Annotated in this window: 30 protein-coding genes; 6 read left to right on the top strand and 24 right to left on the bottom strand. The window is 58.5% G+C overall.

Features of this window, described 5'->3' with window-relative positions; genetic code table 11:
* Positions 1-516: 516 nt before the first annotated feature.
* From OUZ52_RS10425 to OUZ52_RS10415, 3 genes are all read right to left on the bottom strand, one after another.
* The gene (locus OUZ52_RS10425; protein WP_266158323.1) at positions 517-2319 is read right to left on the bottom strand and encodes an alkaline phosphatase family protein; all 1803 of its coding nucleotides are present in this window, start codon (positions 2317-2319) and stop codon (positions 517-519) included.
* Between the two features lie 222 nt (positions 2320-2541).
* A complete protein-coding gene (locus OUZ52_RS10420; RefSeq protein ID WP_266158322.1) occupies positions 2542-3723 on the bottom strand; it encodes a benzoate/H(+) symporter BenE family transporter in 1182 nt (393 codons plus the stop codon).
* Between the two features lie 434 nt (positions 3724-4157).
* Positions 4158-6173, bottom strand: a complete 2016-nt coding sequence (locus OUZ52_RS10415; RefSeq protein ID WP_266158321.1) for an amidohydrolase family protein — start codon at positions 6171-6173, stop codon at positions 4158-4160.
* Between the two features lie 297 nt (positions 6174-6470).
* On the opposite strand from OUZ52_RS10415, the gene OUZ52_RS10410 reads away from it, so the two are divergent.
* Complete coding sequence (locus tag OUZ52_RS10410; protein WP_266158320.1) at positions 6471-8501, top strand: MGH1-like glycoside hydrolase domain-containing protein; 2031 nt, start codon at positions 6471-6473, stop codon at positions 8499-8501.
* A gap of 65 nt (positions 8502-8566) precedes the next feature.
* Here the strand turns inward: OUZ52_RS10410 and OUZ52_RS10405 are convergent, their stop codons facing one another.
* Both OUZ52_RS10405 and OUZ52_RS10400 read right to left on the bottom strand, forming a co-directional pair.
* Complete coding sequence (locus OUZ52_RS10405; protein ID WP_266158319.1) at positions 8567-9766, bottom strand: glycoside hydrolase family 27 protein; 1200 nt, start codon at positions 9764-9766, stop codon at positions 8567-8569.
* Positions 9767-9839: 73 nt separating this feature from the next.
* Positions 9840-10931: a glycoside hydrolase family 27 protein gene (locus tag OUZ52_RS10400; RefSeq protein WP_266158318.1), complete on the bottom strand. Its 1092-nt coding sequence runs from the start codon at positions 10929-10931 to the stop codon at positions 9840-9842.
* Positions 10932-11359: 428 nt separating this feature from the next.
* Here OUZ52_RS10400 and OUZ52_RS10395 point away from each other — a divergent pair, with 428 nt between their 5' ends.
* The 3 genes from OUZ52_RS10395 to OUZ52_RS10385 all read left to right on the top strand — a co-directional run bounded on the left by OUZ52_RS10395 (position 11360) and on the right by OUZ52_RS10385 (position 13715).
* A complete protein-coding gene (locus OUZ52_RS10395) occupies positions 11360-12007 on the top strand; it encodes a TetR/AcrR family transcriptional regulator (RefSeq protein WP_266158317.1) in 648 nt (215 codons plus the stop codon).
* A complete protein-coding gene (locus tag OUZ52_RS10390; protein WP_266158316.1) occupies positions 12004-13236 on the top strand; it encodes a glycosyltransferase in 1233 nt (410 codons plus the stop codon). Before OUZ52_RS10395 ends, OUZ52_RS10390 begins: the two co-directional genes overlap by 4 nt.
* Before the next feature lie 197 nt (positions 13237-13433).
* The gene (locus OUZ52_RS10385) at positions 13434-13715 is read left to right on the top strand and encodes a hypothetical protein (RefSeq protein ID WP_266158315.1); all 282 of its coding nucleotides are present in this window, start codon (positions 13434-13436) and stop codon (positions 13713-13715) included.
* Between the two features lie 103 nt (positions 13716-13818).
* Here OUZ52_RS10385 and OUZ52_RS10380 read toward each other — a convergent pair whose 3' ends face one another.
* Positions 13819-14082, bottom strand: a complete 264-nt coding sequence (locus OUZ52_RS10380; RefSeq protein WP_266158314.1) for a hypothetical protein — start codon at positions 14080-14082, stop codon at positions 13819-13821.
* A gap of 493 nt (positions 14083-14575) precedes the next feature.
* On the opposite strand from OUZ52_RS10380, the gene OUZ52_RS10375 reads away from it, so the two are divergent.
* Together OUZ52_RS10375 and OUZ52_RS10370 are read left to right on the top strand one after the other, a co-directional pair.
* Positions 14576-14950 (top strand): hypothetical protein, encoded by a 375-nt coding sequence (locus tag OUZ52_RS10375; RefSeq protein WP_266158313.1) that lies wholly within the window; start codon positions 14576-14578, stop codon positions 14948-14950.
* 160 nt (positions 14951-15110) lie between these two features.
* Positions 15111-15278, top strand: coding sequence for a site-specific integrase (locus OUZ52_RS10370; RefSeq protein WP_266158312.1), 168 nt, complete (start codon positions 15111-15113; stop codon positions 15276-15278).
* A 157-nt stretch (positions 15279-15435) separates the two neighbouring features.
* Here OUZ52_RS10370 and OUZ52_RS10365 read toward each other — a convergent pair whose 3' ends face one another.
* The 18 genes from OUZ52_RS10365 to OUZ52_RS10280 form a co-directional block, all read right to left on the bottom strand.
* A complete protein-coding gene (locus OUZ52_RS10365) occupies positions 15436-15813 on the bottom strand; it encodes a hypothetical protein (RefSeq protein WP_266158311.1) in 378 nt (125 codons plus the stop codon).
* Positions 15814-15883: 70 nt separating this feature from the next.
* Positions 15884-16606, bottom strand: a complete 723-nt coding sequence (locus OUZ52_RS10360; RefSeq protein ID WP_266158310.1) for a sigma-70 family RNA polymerase sigma factor — start codon at positions 16604-16606, stop codon at positions 15884-15886.
* A complete protein-coding gene (fliP, locus tag OUZ52_RS10355) occupies positions 16606-17364 on the bottom strand; it encodes a flagellar type III secretion system pore protein FliP (RefSeq protein ID WP_266158309.1) in 759 nt (252 codons plus the stop codon). Before fliP ends, OUZ52_RS10360 begins: the two co-directional genes overlap by 1 nt.
* Positions 17364-17771, bottom strand: coding sequence for a hypothetical protein (locus tag OUZ52_RS10350; protein ID WP_266158308.1), 408 nt, complete (start codon positions 17769-17771; stop codon positions 17364-17366). Before OUZ52_RS10350 ends, fliP begins: the two co-directional genes overlap by 1 nt.
* 8 nt (positions 17772-17779) lie before the next feature.
* Positions 17780-18091 (bottom strand): FliM/FliN family flagellar motor C-terminal domain-containing protein, encoded by a 312-nt coding sequence (locus OUZ52_RS10345; RefSeq protein WP_266158307.1) that lies wholly within the window; start codon positions 18089-18091, stop codon positions 17780-17782.
* Complete coding sequence (locus OUZ52_RS10340) at positions 18088-18840, bottom strand: FliM/FliN family flagellar motor C-terminal domain-containing protein (protein WP_266158306.1); 753 nt, start codon at positions 18838-18840, stop codon at positions 18088-18090. Before OUZ52_RS10340 ends, OUZ52_RS10345 begins: the two co-directional genes overlap by 4 nt.
* Positions 18833-20014, bottom strand: coding sequence for a flagellar basal-body rod protein FlgF (gene flgF, locus OUZ52_RS10335; RefSeq protein WP_266158305.1), 1182 nt, complete (start codon positions 20012-20014; stop codon positions 18833-18835). Before flgF ends, OUZ52_RS10340 begins: the two co-directional genes overlap by 8 nt.
* An 8-nt stretch (positions 20015-20022) precedes the next feature.
* On the bottom strand, positions 20023-20448 hold the full coding sequence (locus OUZ52_RS10330) for a flagellar hook capping FlgD N-terminal domain-containing protein (protein WP_266158304.1): 426 nt from the start codon (positions 20446-20448) through the stop codon (positions 20023-20025).
* On the bottom strand, positions 20438-20737 hold the full coding sequence (locus OUZ52_RS10325) for a hypothetical protein (protein ID WP_266158303.1): 300 nt from the start codon (positions 20735-20737) through the stop codon (positions 20438-20440). The genes OUZ52_RS10330 and OUZ52_RS10325 overlap by 11 nt, the downstream gene beginning before the upstream one ends.
* Positions 20738-21264: 527 nt before the next feature.
* Positions 21265-21714, bottom strand: coding sequence for a hypothetical protein (locus tag OUZ52_RS10320; RefSeq protein ID WP_266158302.1), 450 nt, complete (start codon positions 21712-21714; stop codon positions 21265-21267).
* Positions 21711-23024 (bottom strand): FliI/YscN family ATPase, encoded by a 1314-nt coding sequence (locus tag OUZ52_RS10315; protein WP_266158336.1) that lies wholly within the window; start codon positions 23022-23024, stop codon positions 21711-21713. The genes OUZ52_RS10320 and OUZ52_RS10315 overlap by 4 nt, the downstream gene beginning before the upstream one ends.
* The gene (locus OUZ52_RS10310) at positions 23017-23715 is read right to left on the bottom strand and encodes a FliH/SctL family protein (protein WP_266158301.1); all 699 of its coding nucleotides are present in this window, start codon (positions 23713-23715) and stop codon (positions 23017-23019) included. Before OUZ52_RS10310 ends, OUZ52_RS10315 begins: the two co-directional genes overlap by 8 nt.
* Positions 23712-24155: a hypothetical protein gene (locus OUZ52_RS10305; protein ID WP_266158300.1), complete on the bottom strand. Its 444-nt coding sequence runs from the start codon at positions 24153-24155 to the stop codon at positions 23712-23714. Before OUZ52_RS10305 ends, OUZ52_RS10310 begins: the two co-directional genes overlap by 4 nt.
* Positions 24152-25519: a flagellar basal-body MS-ring/collar protein FliF gene (gene fliF, locus OUZ52_RS10300; protein WP_266158299.1), complete on the bottom strand. Its 1368-nt coding sequence runs from the start codon at positions 25517-25519 to the stop codon at positions 24152-24154. The genes OUZ52_RS10305 and fliF overlap by 4 nt, the downstream gene beginning before the upstream one ends.
* A 5-nt stretch (positions 25520-25524) precedes the next feature.
* Entirely contained in the window at positions 25525-25824 is a 300-nt protein-coding gene (fliE, locus tag OUZ52_RS10295) for a flagellar hook-basal body complex protein FliE (RefSeq protein ID WP_266158298.1), read from the bottom strand.
* A gap of 2 nt (positions 25825-25826) precedes the next feature.
* The gene (locus OUZ52_RS10290) at positions 25827-26234 is read right to left on the bottom strand and encodes a flagellar basal body rod protein FlgC (RefSeq protein ID WP_266158297.1); all 408 of its coding nucleotides are present in this window, start codon (positions 26232-26234) and stop codon (positions 25827-25829) included.
* Positions 26231-26608: a hypothetical protein gene (locus OUZ52_RS10285; protein WP_266158296.1), complete on the bottom strand. Its 378-nt coding sequence runs from the start codon at positions 26606-26608 to the stop codon at positions 26231-26233. The genes OUZ52_RS10290 and OUZ52_RS10285 overlap by 4 nt, the downstream gene beginning before the upstream one ends.
* 8 nt (positions 26609-26616) lie before the next feature.
* Positions 26617-26703: a hypothetical protein gene (locus OUZ52_RS10280; protein ID WP_266158335.1), complete on the bottom strand. Its 87-nt coding sequence runs from the start codon at positions 26701-26703 to the stop codon at positions 26617-26619.
* Positions 26704-26715: the final 12 nt, after the last annotated feature.

The following is a 26715-nucleotide window of genomic DNA, read 5'->3' as shown; positions in this document are numbered from 1 at the left end:
TATCAGGCGCCATGGATTGTGACGCTCTAGACATATTCACTCGCCCTTCACGGCAAGGACATCGAGCGCGACAAACAGCCCAGACAGCATGCTGAAGAGCTGGGGCATGGCGCCCCAAACAATGTTCACGTCGACTACACAACATCACGATGATCACAGCATCGTCATGCCAATACATGGATATGCAATTCATGCAAACGGTGCGGCGCTTCAACACCAAGAAAGCAAATCTATAAGCGCTGGAATCCTGCCGCGATCGCGACAGCATGTCGGGCATGTACGCAAGTCATGCCCGCAGCCTATGCAAGCGTGCATAAGCAAGAGCGGGAGAAAATTTTGCAGAAGTGCGGAGCGTAGATCAGTGAGCGCCAATCTATCGGCATCACCGCATCTACTCGACGTAGCTTGAATTAGCAGGTGGAGCGCCGCCCGAAGGCGACGCTCCTTGGCATTGACCATGAAAGCACTGGGTGAGCTGCAATCATGACGACGAAGCATGCGATGCCGCGTCGACCGTCAAGGCGATACGTTGAAACTCACTGGGCCACTCAATACCCCGTAGCCATCGTTTTGCAGATACCACGCGGTGTAATGGCCGGGCGCCAAATTGGACGTGTTGAACGCGGCCTGTCCATAACTGGTCGGGACGTATTGCCAAGCGGTGGACGATTGCACGCCGGGCGTATTACCGTCGCTGTAGATGCCCACCCAATTGGTCGCGCTCAGCTGTGCGCCGGTGGTCGCATAATCGAGCACCACGTTGGCGCCTTGCGGCACCACCGGCGTCGCGGTAGACAGCGTCGGCGTCAACGGCGGCGGTGCGGCCGGCGAGAATGCATCGTTGATCGGCGTAGCGTAGGTGTCATTGGCGGTCAGCGCAGCAAGACCCAAGGCCTGTTCGATCGTGCGGCCCACGCTGAAGTGGTTATAGCTGGCGGCACTGCCGTAACCGGCCCTTACGGCACCCTGCGAATCCACCAGAATCGTTGCGATGTGGTTGCCGGTATACGATGAGGACTCGTCCCAGGTGAGCACCAACAGCGAATGCTGATGAGTCCATGCCGGCGCATTGAAAATCGGCTGCAAGGTCTGCTTCAACCAGCCGTCTTGTACCTGCAAGCTGGTCGATGAGCCGTTCCCGGAGGCCTCGCCGTCGTAGTAATCGTCCGCGGCCAGCCAAGCGAAGTTCGGCGTGCTGGCGGTGGCCTGCAAATCGTTGCTCAGTTGGCTTAGATCGACCAGATGTGCCTGGCAGCGCGTCGGATTGCTACTGATATTGGTGAAGTTGATAAACGGTGCGTCATCGGCGCCGTAGTAGGAATCGTAATTCTTGTTGGTATTGCACGGTGTACCCATGCCTTGTTCGTAGGCCTTCCAGGTTTTGCCGACCGCTTCGAGGCGGTCGCCAAGATGGGCCGAGGCAACATGGATATTCGGGTAGTAAATCGCACCCTGGACGAAGTTGTCGCCGCCGGCGATAGCCAGATAATTCTCATCGCTGGGGTGATAGGTGCCGCTCGCATTCATCAGCAGCGTGCCTTTACTCGCCAGGCTGTTGATAAAGGGTGCATCGGCGCTGTCACCGATGACCTGGCCGTAATTGGTGTTCTCCATCATCACCACGAAGACATGATCGTAAGCAGGCACCGTCGATACCGGAGGCTTCAACGCAGCCACCGGCAACGGGGTGGATAGCGTCAGCGACACATTGTCGGCATAACCGATGTTGTACGACGCACCGGTATCGACAAAACGCAGCAACACCGAGATGGCGCGAGTCCCTGCGGGCACGACGTTACTGATCGAACGCGCCAGAAAAGCATTGCTATTGCCACGGTCGGCGGCGGTCACCGTAGGTACCGTCGCGGTGTCTCCCAGCGGGGCGCCATTGGCGTCGAGGAAATTGGCGCTCAGCACGGCATGGGCGCTGTAGCTTCCATAGCCACCCAACCAGCCAGAAAGTGTGTACGTCGTCGTCCCCGCATCAATCGCTGCGGCCGCAGCCGACACATCGACCCGCTGGCTCAACGCCGAGTCGCCATAGGGACCATCGGCAATAAAGGCATTGCCGCGTGCAGGGCTTGCGGGGGTCGCGAACGTAGCCGCCGAGTAACACACCACACTTGGATTGCCTTGAAGCACCGTCCAGCCCGGCACCGTGGTCACCGCGTTCCAATCGGAGGTACATGCGGCGGCCTCGCCATCACCGCCTGCCAGCAGGTTTGCACTGGAATTTGCCGCGGCCAGAACCGCGCCGGTTGAACATGTCGAAGCGATAAGCAGTGCGGCAGCCGTTGCCGCTACATACTTTCTTTTCATGGAGATATCGCCTTAAGCGCCCGCCATTGGGCGGCTCACTATGGCCGGCGTTCGTTACTTGTCCGTGTCTCTTCTGCCATGTTTCCGAGTAAGAAAAAACTTACGACGCCCTCGGCTATGCGCGCCAACATTGCGCCCATAGCCTGCGCGCCGCCCCAGCAGACATGGCTTGCAACCAGCTGGTGTGTCGACCGTCATGGATTCCCGCTCAACCAGCTGCCATCAAATCGCCGGCGCCATGACTTTCCATCGCATCACGCCCAGGGTCACCAAGCCCGCCATAAGCCCCCAAAAGGCGGAGCCGATACCGAGCAGGGTCAGGCCCGAGGCAGTCACCAGAAAGGTGACCAGGGCAGCCTCGCGACCATCTTCTTTGCCAAGCGCCGCCGCAAGACCGTTGCCGATGGTGCCGAATAGCGCAATACCGGCAATTGCCATGATCAGCTCCTTCGGCAAAGCAGCGAACAAGGCCGCAACCGTGGCGCCGAACAGGCCGATCAGCAGATAGAAAAACCCGGCGGCGATGGCGGCTACATAACGACGGCGTGCATCTTCGTGGGCGTCGCGGCCCATGCAAATGGCCGCGGTGATGGCGGCCAGGTTGAGCGCATAGGCGCCGAAGGGCGCCAACAGCAGCGTAGTCAAGCCGGTCCAACCGATGAGCGGCGAGATCGGTGTGTCGGTGTAACCATGGGCGCGCAAGATCGCCACACCCGGCACGTTTTGCGAGGCCATCGTCACCACGAACAAGGGCAGCGCGACACCGACCATTGCCGCCCAGGTGAATTGCGGCATTACAAATATCGGCCGGGCCAAGGCGACATGCAGTTCGCCCAGATGCAACAAGCCCTGCATCGCCGCCACACCGATGCCGATGGCTAGCGAAACCATCACCGCGTATCGCGGTAGCCAGCGCCGCGCTAACAGCCAGCTGATGAACATGGCGATCACCAAGGCAAAGCGATGCTGCATGACCGTGAATACATCCAGCCCAAAACGCAGCAATACGCCAGCCAGCATGCCGGAGGCCAGCGCCATCGGCATGCGCCCCATCGCACGCTCGAACCAACCGGTAAAGCCAAACACGGTGAGCAGCAAGCCACTGAACAGGAATGCGCCGATGACTTCCGGCAAGGACAGGCCGGCAACACTGCTGATCAACATCGCCGCCCCTGGGGTGGACCAGGCCGTCACCACCGGTACGCGATAGCGCAGTGAAAGGCCGATGCAGGTCAGCCCCATGCCAAGCCCCAACGCCCACATCCACGATGCGGTCTGCGCCTCTGAAGCGCCGGCGGCTTGCGCTGCCTTGAACACGATCACCGCGGAGCTGGTAAAGCCGACGAGCACGGCGACGAAACCAGCCATCACCGCGGACAGTGAGATATCACGCCATAAACGCATCGAGGTCGGCCTGACGATGGGGAGTTCAAATCATGCCGGAAGCACGCGCCAACAGGCCAGTCAGGCGTTGCGCTCCGCGGCGCAAACGTCTGGTGCGGAGCATGCTGCTGCTCGGCACCGACTGCCCTTAGCAGGGGCCAAGCCCTTCAAGAACACGGTGGCTTATACGCAATCCCCGACCGAAACCCGCGCCATCCCCGATGTAAATACCGCACCACGACTGGACCTTATCGAGTAAGGCCAATGACCAGAGCACATGATCACTCGCCGTGATCGCGCACCTCGTAGCGACCGAGCCAGGGGTATCGCTGATTTGGCGCTATCGAGACAACTCGCCCTTGCTTAAAAACATCCTAGCCTACGCGGTCAGCTGACACGCCGAATACGACAACCGCTTGACGGGCCGCCCGGCCATCCTGGGCAGCCCTCTCTGTTTAGGGTTTGAAGCCAACCGACTGCCACAGTGGAGCCGGGTCATAGACCACGCCACCGCTAATCGTCTTGGCAATGCGGCGCGTATTGCGAATATCGGCCAAGGGGTCGGCATCCAGCAAGAGCATATCCGCGCGTTTGCCTACCTGCAGGGTACCTAGCTCCTTGTCCAGCTTGAGGACGCGCGCCGGGACACTAGTCGCCGCCTGCAATGCCTCCATCGGGGTGAAGCCGGCCTGCACATAGATTTCCAGCTCGCGGTGCAAGGAATAACCCGGAACGTCCTGATCGGTACCGGCGACGATGGTCAGGCCTTGCCGATGCAGCTCGCGCAGGGTGGCCAGGACTGCGGCATAACGCTGGGCAAAATCAGCTGCCTTGGCGGGAGGCGCGCCTGACGCGTTCAACGCTGCGGCCAAGGATGAAGCCACATGGGTGATGCCCGGCTCCAGTGTTTCCAGCGGCGTGGCGCTGGAACGCGACAAGGTCTGATACAGCACGATAGTGTCGTCGAACACCGTCTGGTGCGATTTGAACAGCGCCAGCTGTTGCTTTGCATCCGGTGAGGTGAAGTCGATCGGCGGTACCGGCTTGCCGCGCTCCATGTGCAACAGATCGCGACTGACGAAGCTGATGTGATTAATGCCATCGTAGCCAGCAACCACCGCCTGCTCAGTGGTCATGCCCTCGGGCACGTGGCCGGTCACCGTCAAACCGAGCTTGTGCGCCTCATCGGCGATCACCGGCACCAAGTCGGGTTTCATGCTGCTATAGATCTTGATCTGTACCGCGCCGGCGTTCTTGTAGCGCCGAACGACCTCGCGTGCTTGCTCGGGCGTATCGGCAGTGACGGCGCCAAGCGTGATGGGACCGGTACCATCGACCAAGCCGGCGATCAGCAGCCTGGGCCCGATGCCACGCCCGGATTGCACGGCATCTCTAACCGTGGTGATGAAGTCGAACTCGTTACCGCAGTCGCGCACCGTGGTCACGCCGGCCGCCAGATAGATGGGGCCCCATTCCACTTGCTCGTAGTGCGCGTGCATGTCCCACAATCCGGGCATCAGGTATTTCCCGCTGCCGTCAATCACATCCAGCTTGTCAGAGGCCTGGGGCAGCGAACCCGATGCCATGATCTTGCTGATCCGGCCGCCTTCCACGTACACCACGGCGACACGGCGTGGCGTGGCCCCGGTACCGTCGATAAGGGTGGCATTGGTGATGGCAAGACGCTTTCCAGTGGCATGCTTGGCCGCGGCGGTCAATCGCGCCAGCGCCGCCAGATTATTGCTGGCCGCCTGCTGGATGAACTGGGCAAGCGAGGCCGCGTACGTTTCGCGAACCGCTTCGAAGTGGTCGAATTCGGCATCCGTCGTTACCACGGCGGCAAGTCGCTGATCGTCATCCAGCCACACCGTCTCGGCGCCCCAGATCAGGCCGTTGACGATATAGCTATGCAGCGTTGTGGGCTGACCATTGACGCTGACCGTAAGATCGTTGCCCGGTTCGATATGAATGCTGGCATCAGGCACGGTGGCGATTTGCGCGGGCTTGCCGCGGGCGATCCAGAAGCGCATCAGCATCTGCTGCATGGCGACGGGCGAATAGCCATCGACTAGAAAGGTGTCGGCGCTGGCCGGATAGTCCGTCGTCTTGCCATCGCGCACCAGCACGACACGTTGCTGTTTCGCGTCGAGTGAAAACGCATCGTTCATCGGTGAATGTCGAGACGATCGCCCTTCGCTCCTCAGCGAGACGGGGTGAACAATGTCGGTCGCCGTATAAACCGTTTTCAGCGGCACGTCGGTGCCGCGGTCATTGAACTTGAAGTCCGAGCGAAGCGTCAGCAGGCCTTGCTCATCAGCAAGGGTGTAGGTCTCCTTGCCGATGGCTTTGGCGAACTTGTAAAGCACAAATGTGCCTTGCTCGTTCGTCGTTTTGTCCTGCGCGTGCGATGCCAGCGATGGAAGCAGCAATAAGGCGGTGAGCGCGAACGAGCGCGCGAGGGCAGGCTTCATGGTCGACTCCAGGATGGGTCCGGCAAGCTGCGCATGAGAGCAGTAAGGCTGGAGCATGCGCTTGTCGTACGAACATGCCTGGCTGTTGCAACAGGCGCTGCCTGCCACGCCCATCACCATGCTGCCAGGCTAGTCCAGCCGATGTCGTCGCGAGGACGATATCAATTTTCGTGCCATTGGCATGGGACTGAGGGCATCATGAGATCTCACTGCGAAACGTTATCGCAGCGCACTCGATCGCGGCTTGATCAGCGACGCGATCAGTCAACAACAGCCGATACCCAGGAACATCACTTCATGCGTTCACCCTGCAAGCCTCTGATGATCGCCGCGACCACCTTCGCGCTGGCGCTTGGTTGCGCCGACCTGTGCGCGAAGTCAGCGACGCAGGCGAACGGCGACGACGCGATGTACTCCGACGTGCTCGACCTGCATGGCGAGCCACAGACGCCAGCCGATCGAAGCTTCAACATCTTTTTCGATGCCGGGTCGTGGCACGGTTATAGCCTGCCGCCAACCGCCGATACGTCGACCGGTTTTGTCGGCCCGTTCGTCCACAGCCTCGGCGACGGCCAGTGGGTGGGTTCGCGCTTTGCACAGCTGGCGCTGAAGGACGCCGCGCGCCGGCAAGACATCGTCCTGACCCCGATCGAAGGCCATGCCGCGCCGGGCTATTTGATGCGCCGCTTTGCCGCGCCAGATCTCACTGTGCGCCAGACCCTGTTTTTTGCCGACGCCTGGCACGCACTGGTGCGGATCGAGCTTACGGCGACAACCGCGAAAGACCTGGATCTTTCCGTGATGGGGCGCATCATGCCTTCGCAGGAGGCCGGGCTTGCCAAGCACGACGATGCAGTGACGCAAAGCTTCACCCATTCCAATTCGACGCTGACCACGCGCATCTCCGTCAATGGCATGCAAGGGCGTCGGATTGTCCTCGCAGGGGCCGACTATCGCATCGAGCCAGACCAACCACTGCACCTGGAACCACGGCAGACCACCACGGTTTTTGTCGAGCAAACCCTGGTCTATGACGACCGTGTCGAAACGCCGACGCCGGTCGATGGCATGATCGCGTGGCCGCAGAATCGAGCGCGCTGGGACGGCTACCTGAAGTCCATCGCTGCGAACCATCTGCCGGGCCTGGCGGATGACATCGCTCGGCGCATTTCCGTAAAAGCGATGATGACCCTGCTCGGCAATTGGCGCGCGGCGCGCGGCGATATACATCACGACGGCGTCATCCCCGCTTACTCCAACCCGGATTTCAACGGCTTCTGGGCCTGGGATTCCTGGAAGCACGCAGCGGCGCTGGCGCAGTTTGCGCCTGAGCTGGCACGCGACCAGATACGTGCCATGTTCGATTATCAAAGCGCCGATGGCATGGTCCCCGACTGTGTCTATCTGGACAAGGCAAACAACAACGGGCGTGACAGCAAACCACCGCTGGCTGTGTGGGCGGTGCTGAAGATTTATCGCGCCACCGGCGACCGAGCGTTTCTCAGCGAGATGTACGACAAGCTGGTGCGCTATCACCGCTGGTGGTTCAAGGCGCGCGATCACGACCACAACGGCCTGGCCGAATACGGCTCGACCGATGGCAGCAAAATCGCCGCCGCGTGGGAAAGCGGTATGGACAACGCGGTGCGCTTTGACACGGCCACGATGCTCAAGAATGGCGACGGCGCATGGTCTATCGATCAGGAATCGATCGACCTCAACGCCTATCTCTACCGTGAAAAACTTGACTTGGCGGAGATCGCGGCCGCGCTCGGCAAGCCCCAGGATCAAGGCCAGTGGCTGAAAGAGGCCGAGGCGATGAAGGCGCCTATTCAAGCGCGGATGTTCGACAAGACGTTGGGTTATTTCTTCGACGCCAAACTGGGCCAAGACGATCGTGTGCGTGTTTTTGGTTCGGAGGGCTGGGCCCCGCTCTGGGCCGGCGTGGCGAGCCCCGAGCAAGCCAAGGCGGTGGTTCGCGTGATGCTGGACCCGAAGAAATTCGCCACCGTCATGCCGTTTCCGACGCTTGCCGCCGACGATCCGCGATTCTCGCCGATTCAGGGTTATTGGCGCGGCCCGGTATGGCTGGACCAGGCCTATTTCGGGGTCGAGGCGCTAAGGCGTTACGGTTATGCGCGGCAGGCCGACGATATGACTCGCCGCCTGGTGCTCCACGCCAAGGGGCTGACCGGGCAAGCCCCATTCTATGAAAACTACGATCCGTTGACCGGCCAGGGCTATCAGTCGCGCAACTTCAGCTGGTCTGCCGCCAGCTATTTACTGCTATTGCAGAACAGATCAGGGCAAGCGCGAGACACGCTTTAAACCCGCACCGAGCGCGCCATCGCGCACCGAAACGGCTACGACCAGGGCCTAAGCAAGCTGATGGATCATTCCAGGCGAACCATTACCACGCCATGGGACGGCACCTCGGCGGAGAAACTGCCCTTGGCCCCGGGCAAGTCTTTATGTGCCCACAGATCGTGCACCTTCAGACTCAGCGATGAGGGCAGCTGCAAGTCATCCCAGCTCGCCGTGATCGTGTGACTGGCGGTGCTTCGATTCAACAGAACCACGGCGCGACCGCCGCCTTTCAGAGGCCGAGCCCAGACCTCGTAGTCGCCATGCTTGGCCACGCGACTCGCCTCCACGCCAAGTGGGTCTTGATCGATCGCGATCACTTCTTTATTGGTCAGGATGGCCTTGATCTCCGGCGTCATCGCGGCGAGATCGTTGCCGGCCATCAAGGGTGCCGCCAGTACCGCCCACAAGCTGAAATGCGACTTGTATTCCTCCAGCGTCATCTTGCCGTTGCCGACTTCCAGCATGTCGGGGTCGTTCCAATGCCCCGGGCCAGCACGGCCGGCCAAGCCGACTTGCAGGTCGAGGATATCCATCACACCGTGTTCGTAACCGTGCTTGCCCTGCCAGTGATCGTAGATGTCGTCCGTGGTACGCCACAGATTGCCGATGGTCTCGCCCCACAACCAGGGTTTGTTTAAACCCCACTCGCAAATGCTGAAGACAATGGGGCGTCCAGAGGCGCGCAAAGCGTCGCTCATGGTTTCGTAGGTCGACTTGGCGTCCTGGCTGTAAGTCGAGCACCAATCGTATTTCAGATAATCGACACCCCATGACGCATAAGTGCGTGCATCTTGATATTCATGGCCCAAGCTGCCCGGACGCTTGCCGCAGGTCAACTTGCCTGCGTCCGAGTAGATGCCGAACTTCAGGCCTTGGGAGTGAATATAGTTGCCCAGCGCGCGCATGCCGGAGGGAAAGCGTTTGGGGTCAGCGACGATTTGCCCCTTGGCGTCACGCCCGCTTTGCCAGCAATCGTCGATAACAATGTATTCGTATCCGGCATCTTTCATACCAGAGCTGATCATGGCGTCGACGGCCTGATGAATCGTCGCCTCGCTGATCTCGCAACCGAATTTATTCCAGGTGTTCCAGCCCATCGGCGGAGTCAAGGCAAGGCCGTTGGACTGCCTGGGCGGTTGCGGCGGAGCGCTTTCGGCCTGGGTCGCAGCAGCATGCATGAATCCGAGGACCAGAAGGCCGATCAGAAAACCAAATATCCGCTTCACGGAACGTCCTTCCAATGAGTGAAAAGGGATGCGGCCGCCTTGCCGTGTACGGCAGGCGCCCTGAAAGAAAAGCTCACGCCTCGACGCGAATCATCACCACGCCATGTGGCGGTACATCGGCAGCGAAGCTTGCTTTCGTCCTGGGCAGGTTTTTGTGACTCCACAGGTCACGCACGCGCAACTCCAGCGCGGTCGGATAACCCAGCGTCTCCCAGTTCACGCCAATCTTGTGGACCTGCTTGCTGCGATTGAACAACACGATCGCGCGACCGCCACCCTTGAGCGGCTTGACCCAGACTTCGTCGTCGCCATCTTTGACGACGCGGTGGCCTTGAACCCCCAGCGCATCCTGGTCGATGGCGATAATTTCCTTATTGGTGAGGATCGACTTGGTTTCCTCGCTCATATGCGCTAGATCATTGCCGGCGATCAGCGGCGCGGCCAGCAAGGCCCACAAACTGAAGTGCGATTTGTATTCCTCGAAGCTCATGCCGCCGTTGCCGACCTCTAGCATGTCCGGATCATTCCAATGGCCGGGACCGGCGTAGCTTTCGAGCCCTTGCTGCATGTCCAGAATATTGGTCATGCCGTTGTAGTGACCTTCGCGACTCTCCCAGCCGTCGTAGATATCGCCTGACATGCGCCACAGATTGCCAATCGTCTCGCCCCACAACCACGGCTTGTTCTGGCCCCATTCGCACAGGCTGAAGACAATCGGCCGCCCGGACGCGCGCAGCGCATCGCTCATGGTCTCGTAGCTTGATTTGGCATCCTGGCTATAAGTCGAGCACCAATCGTATTTCAGATAGTCGACACCCCAGGCAGCGTATTGGCGAGCATCCTGGTACTCAAAGCCGCGGCTACCTGGGCGGCCCGCGCAGGTTTTTTTCCCCGCATCGGAATAGATCCCGAACTTCAGGCCCTTGGCGTGGATGTAATCGGCCAATGCCTTGATGCCCGAGGGAAAGCGCTTGGCGTCCGCCTGAATGTCGCCGTTGATGTCGCGCTCGCCGTGCCAGCAGTCGTCGATGACCACATATTCATAGCCGGCATGTTTCATCCCGGAACTGACCATTGCGTCGGCGGCCGCGCGGATAACGCTTTCGTCAATATGGCAACCGAATTTGTTCCACGAGTTCCACCCCATCGGCGGGGTCAAAGCCAAGCCATTGGACTGCCGAGGCGGTTGGGGAGGCGCTGCCTCCGCGTGTGCGAACGAAGCCATGAAAGTGAGGCTGAGCATCGATACAAGTAAAGCCAAGGCGAACCGTTTCATCACGCTCCTCAATTGAGATCGTCTGCTCTGCACTAGCCGGCTAAATGACACTGCCTGATCTCGCGATGACCCTGATGTCGCGATGATCGCTCTGCAGTCGTCACTATTTGTAGGATAATATCATTATATCTGGCAAGTGCCGCCGGACCTTGGGTCAACTAAAAGGTCGAACGCGTAGAGAAATGGCCCATCCATTCACCGCACGGCCAGCCATGGCCACTTGCGCGCCTTGGTTTATCGCGACATCACCCTACCCTCTTGCGCTTAATATTGAACGATGACTAATATTGATCAAAGTTCAATAAAGAGCACGACTGATGACTAAGCCCGAAGCACCCGGTCGGCGCGATAGAAAGCGCTCGCAAACGCAGGACCACCTGGCCGGCACCGCCGCACGCCTATTCGAAGCCCATGGCTTTGATGCGGTAACCATGGAACAGATCGCGGCCGAAGCGGATGTCGCCAAAGGCACCCTTTACAACCACTTTCCGGTCAAAGAAGCGGTACTAGCGCACTGGATTCACTTGGAGCTGGCCCGTGACCTGCAGCATCTGGCCAGTGATATCGGGCCGGATACGAGGTTTGCAGACGGGGTTGCGCATATCTTGAGAACCTCGGCCGACTGGTGCGAACGTCATCGAACCTATCTGCCGCCGTATTTGCGCTTTCGATTTCTGGAAATCGGAACGTCAGCGTCGGCCTCGGATAGCGGCGACGCTCGCGACATGACCAGCGCTTTTCGATGGCTCATTCTCAAAAGCCAGCAAGCCGACGAGATGCGCACCGACCTGAGCGCAGAACATCTGGCGCTGATGTTTCATCACCTTTATCTCAGCGCGTTATTGCGCTGGCTGGACGTGCCCGGCCTGAAGTTAAGCGAGGAATTCGCCAACGTTGTCCGATTGTTTATGGAAGGCGCCGCGCCGCCGTCCGCGAAAATCCCCAAGCCCAGGAAGCGGACATGAAGCTAGCCGTCGTAACCTACGGCACGGAAGGCGATACGCGCCCCATGGCGGCGCTGTGCAGCGCACTGATGGATGCCGGGCATGAAACGCGATTACTGGCAGATGCCTCCACGCTAGGCAGCGCCAAAGCGCTGGGCGTTCCAACGGCCGCGCTGAGCGGCGATATCCGCGGTGCGCTGCAACCGGATCACGCAATCTCCGATGTGGTTGCCAAGGGCGATCAATTCCGGAGCACGGTGAATGTGCTGGCACGCATCGCGAACGCCAACGCAGAATCATGGCTGAGGCAGATAGTGACCGTGGCGGCAGGCTACGATGCCATTATCGTCGGCGGCCTGGCCGCGTTCGCGGGCCTGGCCGCCGCCGAATACCTGGGCGTGAAAGCCATCGGTGCCGGCATGATTCCCATCACACCAACGGCTGCGTTTCCATCGCCCTTCTTGCCGCAAGGGATCGTTCCACGGTGGTTGAACCGCGCCAGCCATCAGTTCGTGAATAGCATGCTATGGCGCGCGTTCCGAAAGAGCACCAACGCAGCGCGATCGACGGTGTGCCACTTGCCCGCCCGGACGCGCGTGTGGACGCAACATCCGATGCTTTACGGCGTGTCACCCAACCTGCTGCCCTCACCCAACGATTGGCCTTCGAATGCCGCGCTTTGCGGCCAATGGATACAACCGGAGCAAGAGTGGCTGCCGCCCACTGTGCTCAGTGACTTCCTCGCATCGGGCGAACCACCCATGTACATCGGATTCGGCAGCATGTCGGGATTCGACAGGCCGAGGCTGCTTAGTGCGGTGATCCAGGCTGTTGCCGGCCGTCGAGCCTTGTTCTACCCCGGCTGGAGCGGCGTGGATGCCAGCGTGCTGCCGGACAACTTCTTGGTGATTGATGAAACGCCCCACGACTGGCTCTTCCCCAAAACCTCGCTAGTGATGCATCACGGAGGCTCCGGCACCAGTCACTCCGCCGCACGAGCCGGCGTTCCCTCGGTGGTGGTGCCGTTTGCCGCGGATCAGTTTTTCTGGGCCGATCGACTGCAGCAAGCAGGCGTCGCAGCCGACGTTGTAAGTTGGAAGCAGCTGGATGCTGCGCAACTTGCCGATCGTATGGAGTCCACACAAACCGACAAGATCCGCCTAAGGGCGCAGGCACTGGGCGAGAAAATGAGGGCGGAAAATGGCCTGACCACTGCGGCCGCGCTGATCGAGAAAATCATGCTCGATTGACCCAGCCAACACCTGCTTTACCGCCCAGCCGCCCTAGGCCGACGCAGCTTTAAGACCGACAAGCCGATGATCCAGATTCGACGCGCACCACACCTGCGCATCGCGACGTGTGGCAGGAACCTCTGCGCGCCCGTGCACTCCCATATGGGCAACGCGCGCCGCGACCGACGACATATTGATTCAGAGACGATAACCTCATGTCCCCGTTTGAGCTGACCCCATTGAAACCCGCCTCCAATCCATGCCCATTGGAGACCTTTGTCGCCTGCGCCCATCAGATGCTCGATCCAGCGACTCCCGAGCCCGTACTATGCGCCATCGAACCCAGACTACTGGCGCAGTTGCCAGCATTGCGCGCGCTCGGTGTGTTTGAATTATTTGCGATACGCGACCCTGGCCTGCGCGCCTGGCTGGATGACGAACTCGCCAAGCTGGTGACATCGCCCAGACTCTTTCACGTCATGGAAACACACGAATAAGCCAACAGCTCTTCGCTGATGTGACACCGATAATTTCATTTCTGGACAGCCCCCCCCGTACGTGCGTGAAGGTTGCGGGGAAATATGGGCGTGCCCGTCAAACTCATGCCTGCGACCAAAGCGCAGATATTCCCTGCCTGGTCCAACGAAGTCGCCTATCAAAATCTTCGCCGTGCAGGGGCTTTTTCAAAACCACATAGATCGAGCTAACGCAAAGATCTATAGCGCCTTTGCCAATAAAAGATCCGCAGCATGCATCTTCACCTAAAACAATCGCTGAAAAATTTTTCAATCGATATAAATGACCCACCATGCCAATACAGCAAGTCATTACTTTAATCGGCAACCGGCCATCTATTGAAATCATCCTCCATCGATAAAACCTCGATGACCACCGCCGAGACATCAATGACTCATGCCTCTTCATTTTATGCAGAGCCGGCTTCTTGACGTCCTGAAATCGTGAAGGTGACGTGTTGATTCACAGGGAAAAAGCAATCAAGTTACTCAGCGCCACAGCCGCACGCAAAGCCACGTCAACTACAGGTGAAGACCGACCATCCGGATTAAGAATGATCTGCTTATATTTGGATTTATTCAATTTTTTCGGCACCTATATGCCGCCATCACAACGCACTCTTATGCACCATGAAAAACTGTCGCCATAAATGGCTCTTTATTTAATTATTTTCACGCACCGTTAATTCACGACGATTATACGTGCCGCCATACAAGCTCGAAAAGCAGCACAAGGGGATTATGTACCGCAGAGCTCAAGTCTTCGCAGGCTAATTACTGTGCTGCAGCAAATAAGACGCTGGCTTCCCGAAAGGGCACTTTCATATATTTAGGAGATGATTATGAAAAAGTTGCTTTCCGTTACTGCCTTGCTTTTTGCTATTGGAATGGCCAACTCGGCCTATGCCGATATTGCCAATACGGGCACACAACAAACTTGCACTCAGACCGGCAGTGATAGCGCGCCGATCGGACCTAATGGCAATGCCACCTGGGCTGCAGGTGGGCTGAATAGAAATTTGGACCGGCAGGTGTACGGGAAAAATATCGTAGCTTATAAGCTCCAGTGGTTTGGTGGCGGCTGGAGCGACTGGTATGTCAAAGGTGTCAATGACTTATATCCTTTCGCGACCAATGATTCTTCGGGCAATGCCGTCGCCCGCCTGGCGTGGATATATTTTTACGACCACTCCTATCAGTACATTTCGTGCACCTGATTAGTTGTTCTTGAATCAAGCCATGGAGCCGGGACCCGGGTCACGCACCCAGGTCCCGGCTCTCTTCATTATTTGAAGAGCCCGCGGAGCTAGCTTACTGGCACTTCGAGAACCGATTGGCCCCATCATTGAAGCCATGGAGAAACTCGGCGAGCTAGTAATGAGCCGCGTCCCCCTTGGCGATCTACGCCGTACCGTGGAGACACGCGTTGCTGCCGCCAAAGTGCCGCAGGAAGTTCGCGCGCAATGGCAAAGCCACGGACTGAGCGGGGTGCAAGCCGGGCACGATGATCGGCACCTCCACCTGGATGAAAGCGAGATGCGTTGAGCAAGCTCTATGGATTGCTCACCAAACCTTTGAGCAAGGTCGCCCCATAAGCAAGAAAACACGGATTGACGTTGGTCGTCTAACCTCACCAAGCGTATGTGGATGCAGAGGCATGATCGATCATCAATCGGTCGACATTAGACGGACATGCAGTCACTTACTCTTTCAGTGCACGAATCGCATGACGCACCAATTCAGCCAATCGCGAATCCGCTGAAATCGTTCGATCTATGGCCGCGACCATACCGATGAATGCTTGATCGTTTGCCGCCGCACCCCCCCATTGCCTGAGCAAGATACACCGCAACATGGGAAGTCGGATCGCGACCACAGCAGCATCGTCATCCGTGTCGACGGCAGCGACCAAGGTGCGGAGTTCCTCACGCAAACCAGGCTGCTCCACTATCGCATCGGGCAGCCCCTGCTTGGGCTGCCCGCCCTCAGTCCGCCCTGAGCTTTTACTTGAGCTCGCTTTGCCGAGTTGGCGCAACGCATCGATAAGAGCAGAGGCTTCAGAAGGACGAATCGGGTCCATAGGGGTACCGGAGCAGGAGGCATGTCATCGATGCCATGAACAAGAATATCGACGCGTATTGCAGATGAAACTAAAGTGCCTGATGCCAGGATTCCTGAATCATACGTGATCTCAGTTTCCCCAGGCCCTGCTTATGAAGCTGCGATATTCGTCCTTTGGTGAGATCCAAAGCATCAGCAATCTGCACAAAGGCCATGTGCTGCAGATAATGGAGTTGCAGTACTAGTCGTTCACGTTCTGGCAGCATGGCCAAGAGTTTTGACAAACGATCGCTGAGCTGACTGTGCACAGCCTCGTCATAAGGGCTATGGGGCGTCTGAAAAGCTTCCTGGTCGGCATAGGCCGATAACATGTGTACTGCACCCAAGCCGGAGACAACTGCAATCAACTGCTCTACGGGGTCTTCTTCAGGAGCGTCCAAGAGCGAGTCGACCCGCTCTCTCCAGGCCTGCTCGTCCGTGTGCATTCCCTGCTGCGTATACAGAGCCCGTAACCCGTTGAACACGGCACCCCTGACACGAAGTCGTGCATAGGCCCGGAAAGGTACATGGCGCGATAGCTGGAACGATGCCATGGCTTCAAGTAGCCCAACGGATGCATTCTGCACAAAGTCGGGCCAGTCTTTGCTGTGCCCTCTTACACGCATGAACACATCTCGCGCTATCTGTCGCACCCAGGGGGTGTAACAAAGCACTAATGCTTCGTAAGCGATGCGGTCGCCATCCACACGCCAACGCGTCCAAAGAGTGATCTCGTCAACATCCGGATGCTCATCACAGGCGATGACATTCACTAGGCTTGCCGATAGCTGCCGAGAATGGCCTGGGCTATCAAGACCCACCCATTGATCAAAAGAAACAACAAAATCTTCAACGGCAAACTGACCGTCGCAGGAGGCACCATGATCATGCCAAGGGCCATAAGAATCGCAGCGACGACCAAGTCGATCAACAGAAACGGCAAGAAAATCACGAAGCCGATCTGAAAGGCTGTATGCAATTCGCTCAGCATAAAGGCAGGAATCAAGTGCAAGGCCTGAACTTCAGCAAGAGTCTTCGGCTGGTTGGCGCCAGCCATGCTGACTACCGCGCGCAGATCGCCCTCGCGGGTCTGCCGTATCATAAATTCCTTGAAAGGCTGAAACCCTGTTTGTACCGCGACCTCGGTATTCATTGTCTTGGCTAGCCAAGGATCTACCGCTCGATCTTTGGCGACCTGCAGCACAGGCATCATCGAGAAAAGGGTTAGAAACAGCGATAGCGTAATTAGCACGGCATTGGGCGGTGTCTGCTGCAACCCAAGCGCACTTCGGACCATGGAAAGCACGATCACGATACGCGTAAAAGAAGTCATCGCGATCAGCAGCGCGGGCAACAGCGAAAGCGCGGTAAGCACGGCGAGCTGACGGAGCGCCGGCGCCACATCGCCACTCTGCCCGATGGCATCTCGGAGAGGGTCAGCGGCGAAGGCCAGCGATGTGTGCCCCCCTGCCAGCACCAGCACAAAAACGCAAAGCATGCGCCGGCATCGAAATCGTTTGTTGGCATCCATTACGTCGACTGTCCGAAATCGCTAACCGCTGACAAGGTATTTCGCAGCGGGATTTCAACGGTTTGAAGCGGCTGCAAGGTCACGCTGTGCCGAGACTCCACAAGCAACATGCGTGTCTCACCGTCACTCAATACAAATGCCATGCATGTGGGACTAAGCCGCAATCTTTGCATCACCTGGAAATCCTCAGGCTGATGGATGGCGTTGGCAGAAATCGCGGAGGACTTGATACCCCATCCACGCTGCTTAAGCACCCAGAGCACAGCAAACGCAAGCGCCAGCAAAGCCGCCGCCACTAACATGCCGGACATGTTTGCGGAGTCACTGCTGACAGCGGCATGGCTGAAAGGAATGGCTGCCGGCATTGCCACAGAGGCCGCCACGGCGGGGGCGTTATCCACAAACATGCTGGCTATCACAAGACTTGAGCAATCTGTACACCGAAGCAATCGCCTACGGCCACGAGATGCGCCGTGGCAACAGCCTTACCATTCAACTGCAGCACGATGGTGTCGTCGAGCAACTGCTGCAAAGCGAGAACCTTGCCGGTCTTGAGATCAAAGAGCTCCGCCACAGTGAGCTCCATCTCGCCCAGTACAGCAGTCAAGCGCACCTGCACATGATCGACCAAACTCAGATCTGGCACACCCACCTTCTCGAGGCGTTCAGGCGCTACAGCCTCAACTAATGGCTCCAGAATAAGCGGTTCAACTACGATCGAACTCATGTCGTGGACTCCGATAAATTCGCCGCCTGAAGCAAGAGAGCACGCTGCCCGCCTTGTTCACCCAGACGGCCATGGATTAAATGCTTGCCACTATCACTGATGACCAAATCGATCAGCTCGCTCAAGGGCGTGCGCGTCATCAACACATCGCCTACGTGAAGGTCACGCAATTCACCCATCGCGATGTCGCCCAGTTCCAGCCGGGCAGTAAGCTGCGTGCGCGCAGGAGCCAAGGCATCAGTACGCGATGCGAGCACTCGCAACGTTGCATTTGATGTCGTGCGGGGTGCCAATCGATCTGCCATCGCTCGATCGAGCCAGATCGATAAATGCATGGGTCCGCAACTCAATCCGAAACTGCATGCGCCTCGCCGTTCTTCCGCGAGTTCCGCAGGAAGCGACGAGACCTCGGTCGTCGAGATAGGACTCACGGAGCCACGCTGATCGGCCAATCGCGCCACGAGATCGTGTAGTGCCTTTTGCGATAAGTGGTCAGCAAAATGGCCGCCCCGTTTGTCGTCGATACCTGTCAATGCTTCAGCCAACGAACCATCCATGTGCACGGCGAGAAGCCCCTGTTGATCGATCAACCAGTAACGATCTGCGGCCACCCCAGGCACGGCCGCATCGATCGCGCCTGGTACAGGTTCTAGCCCCCACGCGTCCCACCAGGTCCGCACGATACGATCGAGCTTGCCGGCAAGCGCCTGTTTTCTCGATGCGCCTAACCAACCATAGCGCTTAGCCACCGCCGCCTCCCGTACTGGAGTACAGCTGTTGCAGCATGCTGTCAGTAATGCTCAAGACACGCGAGCTCGCTTGATAGCCGCGCTGCACGATGATCATCTCCGTGAGTTCACGTGTCAGGTCGACGTTGGAAAGCTCGAGGCTGCCGCCAGTGATATTGCCGAAATAAGAGCTTCCAGCCTTGCCCAATGACACCGAAAGCTGCTGAGGCGCACTGTAAAGCGCCCCTTGATGCAACTGTAGATCCTGCTCATCAGGCACATAGGCCAGCGCAAGTTGCGGCCCCTGTTTCCGCTCATTATCGCTGTACGTGACCTGCAGACTACCCGTGGTATCGAAAGACAACTGGGATATTCCAACCACGCCATGACCATCTGCCACTTTGGCGCCAATGCTGGCGGTCGCACCTGGCATTTGCGTCGTGCCGCTATACGCCCCAGGTGTCCCGAAGTTCAGCGTCACCTTCTGCGCGGTGCCGTTGTATTTAAGACTGAGATCGAAGCTGCTGAATCCCGCCTGCGGCGTGTAGTCTGGACCAAAGCGAACTTCGCCGGTGCCCACCACATTGCCCGTATCGTCTTTGACCGAGACCAGCCAACTGCCCGCCGTAGTGGCGGTATTGTCAGTCAGGGTCGCTGTAAGGGTATGCATGCCACCTGCGGCATCAAATATCTGAATGCCGGGGACTTGCTGCGTATTTGGTCCGGTCTGGCCCGCCGTAGCTTTGGCCAGGTTGCCGCTGAAGTTAACCTTCGTCGTCGGTTGCGCGGCAAGCGTAGTGAGATTGGCGATCGTAAAGTCGGTCAAGCCCCCCGAGCTATTGAGCGCAGCAACCCGATAGCCGGAAGTGTCGTCAACCAGATAGCCGTCGGCATCGAATTGAAAATGCCCCTCGCGGGTATAGAACACATTGCCCTGCGTGTCATGCAATACGAATAGCCCCTTGCCGCTGATCGCCACATCCGTGCTGGTTCCGGTCTGCTGGATGCTGCCTTGCGAAAGGTCAGTGAACTCTTGCGACAGCTGCGTCCCATCGCCATCGGCCAAATTTTCAAAGAAAGCGCTCTGGCCACGATAGCCCGGCGTATTCATATTGGAAATATTGTTACCGATATTGTCCAGGTCTTTGGAGAAACCAAACAGGCCAGACAAACCATTAAAGAGTGCTTGCAACATACGCCCTCCTAGGGCTGCACAAGATTGATTTGCGATAAGCGCACGCCAGTCATGACGGTACCGGTGTTACTTGCAGTCACCGAGAGTTGAACACCACCCGTGGTGAATGACACGGCGCTTATCTTGCCAGCCGTGGTCGAGCCATCCATGCCTGTCACTTGAACAGGATGATTGAGCAGGCTTATCGACTGACTCGACGAGTTCATCGTCAGCATGTCCTGGACACCCTGATTGGTTTCGCTCGATAGCTCGATACTTTCAAACTGTGACAATTGCAGCAGGAACTGACTGTTATCCAATGGCTGCATGGGATCTTGAAACTGCAATTCACTGACAAAAAGCTTGATGAAATCGTTCTGGTTAATGGCTTTCTGTTGCACGCCCGAGGTCGCATTGGACGCTCCTAGCACGGCACCAATCGAATCAACTGCCATGGGTTTCTTGCTCCTTATCGGCGACTGGCGACGTCGAAACCGCGCGCCAGACTTCTTTCCCGTTGACTACGAGGCGGGTAATGGGTTGCCCCATGGATAACGCATGAGCGAGCACGTGCTCAGTCAATGCGCTGCGTTGTGCATCGTCGAGATGAAAATCACGCAGCCACAGGGTTGCCGTCTGGCCCTGGTAGCTGATGCGAAGCAGTTGCCTGGCCCAATGATCGAGGCCGGCTGACAACACTATTTTTGCGCCAACCGTTGCCGAGCAATCGGCATCGGATTCCATCCCACCGATCACGCTTACCGGCGAGCCCGATATCTGCGGTGCTGTATCAGTGCTTGATGAAGGGGGCGACCCCATGGGATACGTTGAAATCTCAGCGCCACCGCTACCGGCATCTTGGATGAAAGCGAGAGCGGGACGTGAATTTACGAGCCCTTGTTCTTCCGGCGTCGTCTTTGCGGTGCCGAGCATCGACAAGTATCCGATGACTCGTAGGCTCAACGGGTATAACAAAGTATCTGTGTCCTGTGTGCCCGATGCCGCTATCGACAGGGGGCGGAGCCAGTCCAACGTAGCAGGCAGCTGTACATGGTCTACTGGTGCGGATGGCTCGGCTTGCGTGGCATGCAAATCACCTTGGCCGAGATCCGCATGAGGCGCGGCGCGCGAATCTCGCCGCGCTTGATGCCCATCGTGCTCTGCCTGCGCTGGCGAGGCGACGTGCTCAGCAAAGGGCTGATTGGTCGATGATTGCGAGACAGCTGCCGCATCACGCGACGCCGTTTGCATAAAGACAGCCAGTATCTCGTTCATGACAACCACATCCGTTGGGCAAGCCAAAGATCCATCGCATCCACGTGATGTTTTTTCGTATCTTCTCGCACGGCCTCATCGGCCAGGCGATCGCTACGTTCTCGTGATGATTCATAGCGTGCGTTGCCTGCTTTCCAGGCAACCGTCTTTTGCTCCACCATCTCGTCTGCCGCCACAGTGACCGCCATGCTCACTCTGAGGCGTTGTTCGGTCGTCGCCGATAATTCGGTATATAGCCCATACGTGGCCAGGTCCGCCTTGCTGGCACGCAATGCACTGAGGCGAATGTCCTCGATGTGCTCCAGCTCCACTTCCCATTCCTGTTGATGCTGTTTTGCTCGTTGAGCCTCATGGTGAGCACCAGCCAACTCTTGCCTTAGGCGCTCTTCTTTAAACCGTTCCAACGCGGCAAGACGCGATGCAAGGCGAAGACGAGGTGAGGTCATACCGCCCCTCCGTGCCCGTGCAGAATGGACGCCAGTGTCGTATAGCCTTCGGCGCGGCCATGGCTGACATGCGGCGGCTGGCGGAAACTTGCGAGCAAAGCGGGAACGCGCTCTACGGCGCGATCAAGATTTTCATTGGAGCCGCGCTGATAAGCGCCCATGTCGATGAGATCGCGCGAAGCATCAAACGTCGCCAACAACGCCTTCGCATCCGATGCATCCGCCCGCTCAGACGACGTAGTAAGCCGACCGATCCATCGGCTCACGCTTTGCAACGGATCGATCGCAGGCAATTGACCACGGTGCGCCATATCGCGAGACAGCACGATATGCCCATCCAAAAGCGCGCGCATATGATCGGCCACGGGCTCATTCATATCGTCGCCTTCGACCAGCACGCTATAGACACAAGAAACAGAGCCCTTGCCTTTCAGTGCACCGCCACGTTCAATCAGTTGCGGCAACGTATTGAATACGGATGGCGGATAACCACGCGACGTAGGCGGCTCCCCGGCCGCCAAGCCGATTTCGCGCTGAGCCATCGCGAAACGAGTGATCGAGTCGACCATCAGCAGCACATCGTTGCCTTGATCACGAAAGTACTCGGCCACCGCATGTGCGGCATGGGTTCGTACTAGCGCGGGTTGATCCGAAGTAGCGGCAATGACCACAGCACGCTGCATTCCACCTTCACCCAGCGCGTGCGCTACAAAATCACCGACCTCGCGACCTCGTTCGCCGATCAGTCCGATCACCGCCACATCGGCTTTAACGTGACGGGCCATCATTCCCAGCAAGGTGCTTTTTCCCACGCCCGATCCGGCAAACACGCCCATGCGTTGCCCCTTCCCCATGGTCAACAAGGTATCGATCACGCGGATACCCGTCTCGAGCACGGTATCGTCTTCGCGCCGCTGAAGCGGCGCGATCGGTGCACGATGAACGTCGTAGCTGGTGTCAGTGACCAGGCCACCTTTACCGTCCAGCGGCACCCCAAAGGCATCGATCACGCGCCCCAGCAATTGCGGCCCCACGGGAATACGCATGCTACGGCCACTGGCGCGCAAGCGATCGCCCACACGCAAACCGGCCGACGATCCATACGGCATCAACAAGACACGACCATCGCGAAAACCGATCACCTGAGTCAGCATCGGCTGAGCAGCACTCGTCGGCCATAGCTCACAAACCTCACCCAGATGGGCGTCAGGGCCTATGGCTTCGATAACAAGCCCGTTGCAAGCCGACACTTCGCCCTCGCGGACATAGCTTGGCATTGAACGTAGCGCGCTCTGGAAGTGGTCAATCATTGCGGCCAACACGCCCTCCGTCTCTCGGTGTATCACGGAGGGTGCGGAGTAGCGCTTGACGCAGTAATTCCAGGCGCACATCCAGGCCCGCATCAAAACGACCACGGGGCGTTTCCAATAGGCAACTCCCTACTGGCAAGGTCTCGTCGGCGACCAGTTCGATACCTTTAGCCTGATGTCCCACATCGGCCAAGTCATCCGGTGCGACACGCAGACGCATGATGCCTTCGCCAACGGCTTGCCGGGCCTGCGCGTACAGGCGCTCGATCAACGACCGGTCAGCGGCCTTTTCACCCAGCAGCCGCAGTACAGCGGCATAGGCGAGCTCGATGGCAAAAGACTCCGCCCAATGGCGGTCTTCACTTACCGTTATCGAAAGAGCGTTCGCTGAGTCCAAATAAGCGCCACGCGCGGCCTGGGTCTCAGCGAGTGCCGCATCCAATGCCGTCCTGGCCTCTGCCTCCCATTGCATCCGGGCTTGTGCAGCAGCAGTGTCCACTTCCGCCTTGGCACTACGCAGGCCATCGGTATAACCGCGATCGAAACCGAATCGATATTCCTCGGCTTCTTCCAGGTTTTCCGCGATCGGGCTCGGCATCCCTTTTCCACCGACCACCAGCGTGCGCGCCGATCCGCTGACGACAGCTTGTCGCGCGATACGGCGTGCAGAAACGAGGCGATCGTCGCTCATATCTTTTGGCTGCTCCGTTCCTGTTCTGGCATCGGCCACTCGGCTATCGCCGCCGCCAATGCCACCGGAAGACCTTGATGGAAGCGAGTGGCTGCCTCGATCACCCGGCGGGCGCGGGCTGCATCCATTGCGCTTAGATAATCATCGATTCGGTCTGGCACGCTCGCTGTCAACCACAATGCTGCCCATGCCGGCCCCAGCGCTTCGAGCTCTACCGCGTGAGGTTCCGCTGCAATGGCCGCGGCGGCAACCGGCTCAGGCATGTGGATAGACGTCAATCCACTCACCTGGCCTGAAAGATGACGCAGTTCACTCCGCGCCAGCAGTTCGCGCACCGCATGTGCCTGCTGCTGTGGTAGCTGATTCAACAGCCAACGTCGATCAGCGGCATGCAATGAAGCGAGCTTCGCGGCCGCCAGACGCAATCCGCGCGAATTCATGAGCGCTCCGGGGAGTCGATCCAATGCTGCACATCGCGTAGCAATCGTTCGCGTTCTGCCTGCGTCAGCCGCTTTGGCTGACGCAGGCGGGCAACCCCCAGCCCAATAAGAAAGCCCAGGACGGCCAATGCCAATGCGGCGGCTATCGCTAGCGACGGAGTAAATGAACCCGCGGCATAGACAGCTGCCGGCGTGGCCTTGACGACCGGAGCTTTGACAGCCTCCACGCCCGACCTTGCCAGACCGCTGACGGTGGCGATATCGAGATGGTCCCCGCGCTGAACATCCAGGCCCGCGGCATCGGCAATCACTGTATTGAGCTTCACCAACGTGGCTTGGTCCACCGTTGGCGGTACCAGAATGCCGACCGAAATACGCACGACCCGACCCGGCGCCACTTCGATTTCTTCTTGTTCGCGGCTGTGGGCAAACTCCAGTTCGGACTCTCCCGAACTGCCCTGCGTATGGGCACCGTCTTCCGTATTGGCTACGGGATGGCTATTCGACGTTTTCTGGCGAACCACTAAGCCATTACCGTCCTTGCCTTGTGGAACCAGCTTGTCGCGGACTTGCTTCACCCGATCGTAATTGAGCTGCACATCCACTGACACCGTATAAGGTGTGCCTGCTCCCAAGGCTTCACGCAGCATGCCGTCGATGCGCTGATGCAGACGTTGCTCGATACGCGCCTGCTCATCGCCCTCGTCACCCATGGCTCGGCCGTTGCCAGAGAGCACGGCGCCACCGTCACCCAGCACGACGACTGACTCGGGAGTCAGGCCTTCCACCGCAGAAGCAATCAGGCGTTGAATGCCCACGACCTGCTTGGGCGCAAGCGACTTGCCGGGATGCAGCCCCAAGGTCACTGAAGCCTTGGACGGCGCATCTTGCGTCTCAAACATCGTTGCCCGCCGCAGCGTCAGGTGAACACGCGCGGACTGTACTTCGGCGATCGAGGAAATCGTGCGCTCAAGCTCGCCTTGGAGCGCCCGTTGATAGTTCACCCGTTGTGCGAATTCTGTAACGCCGAAATCGGAATCCTTAAAGACCTCAAAGCCCACGCTGCCTCCGTGGGGCACGCCTTGAGCGACCAGCTTCATGCGGGTGTCGTACACCGTATCGGCCGGCACCAGCACAGTGGCGCCGTCATCGGCGAAACGATGTGGAATCTGCAAGCTATCCAGCGAAGTCGCAATTTCCGCAGCGTCCACCTGGCGTAAATCGTTAAACAGCACGCCATAGCTCGGACGTGTCGACCACCACCCCAGCGCCACCGCGACGGCTACGATCAACAGCACGCCCAAGCCCAGCATCAAGCGCTTGCCTGCCGACCAGCTATCCCAGAGGGATCGTGCACTAGCCATGGGATTCAGACCTGCATGCTGACGATGTCGTGGTATGCCGCTACCACGCGATTACGAACCTGGACCGCAAACTGCATATCCAGGCGCGCCTGCTCCAGGGCGATCATCACATCATGCACAGGCATATCCGTGCCTGCAGCAAGGGCACGCGTCGCGCTATCGGCAGCATCCAGGCTGTGATTGAGCGTGCCAACCCCCTGCCCCAGCAGATCGATAAACCGTTGCCCCGACTCGGCGGGAGCAAGCATATTATTGGCGGGCGCGATCTCGGCCAGCGAGGAGAGCGGCGCAATGGCTTCAATCATGATCAATGCCCTCCAATCTCAAGCGACTTCAGCATCATGCCGTGCAGCGTATTGAAGGCACGAACATCAGCCTGATAGGCACGCTGAGCCGACATCAATGTCGTCATCTCCTGGGCCAGATCGATATTGGGGTAGTGCACCATGCCGTTGGCCCCTGCCATGGGATTATTCGGATCCATCACTTCGTGTTCACCGGTGTTGTCGACCTTGCCTGGTTGTTCTTGATCGGCCAGCGACGCCACCTCGCCCAATGCCTCGGAAAACCCTTGGGCTTGAGCGCCCTTAAGTGCCGCTGCGCGTTGCGCGATAGGCAGATCGGCCGTGGCGATATGCCGACTGGCAGCCTCCATCCGCATCCGTTCGTAATCCAGGCCGAATCGGGTGACCGCAAACAATGCGTCGGTACTCATCCTTGATCTCCACTCAGCGCAAGACTCATCAGACCGAATTGGCGATTCAATGCTTCCGACAACGCCTGATAGTGCGCGCCGGCCAACGCAAGTTCGGTCACTTCCTGATCCAGGCTAGTGTTGCCGTCCAAGGTATCGACGGGATGCATCGTGCTGCTGTGCAGATCCACGGAAGACAGCGAACGTGCATTCACATCGCGTCCGTCGGCAACCTGCTGCAGCAATGCGATGGCACTACCGAAATTGGCCCGCTCCATTTGCGCACCAGGCACGTTCGCATAGGCAATGTTGTGGCTCGCCACTTCGGCACGCCGCTGCGCCATATCCAGTGCGAGGCTGACCGCCCCTATCGTGAGGTTGCCGGATAACATCATCTAAACTCCTACTGGATGAGCAACTCGCCACGCAACGCACCCGCAGCCTTGATCGACTGCAGCACGGTGATGACGTCACGTGTGGAAAGATGAATCGAACGTAATGC

It is taken from the genome of Dyella silvatica (assembly GCF_026283955.1).
GTDB classification, from domain to species: Bacteria; Pseudomonadota; Gammaproteobacteria; order Xanthomonadales; family Rhodanobacteraceae; genus Dyella_C; species Dyella_C silvatica.
This window is presented reverse-complemented; position numbering and strand designations above follow the sequence as displayed.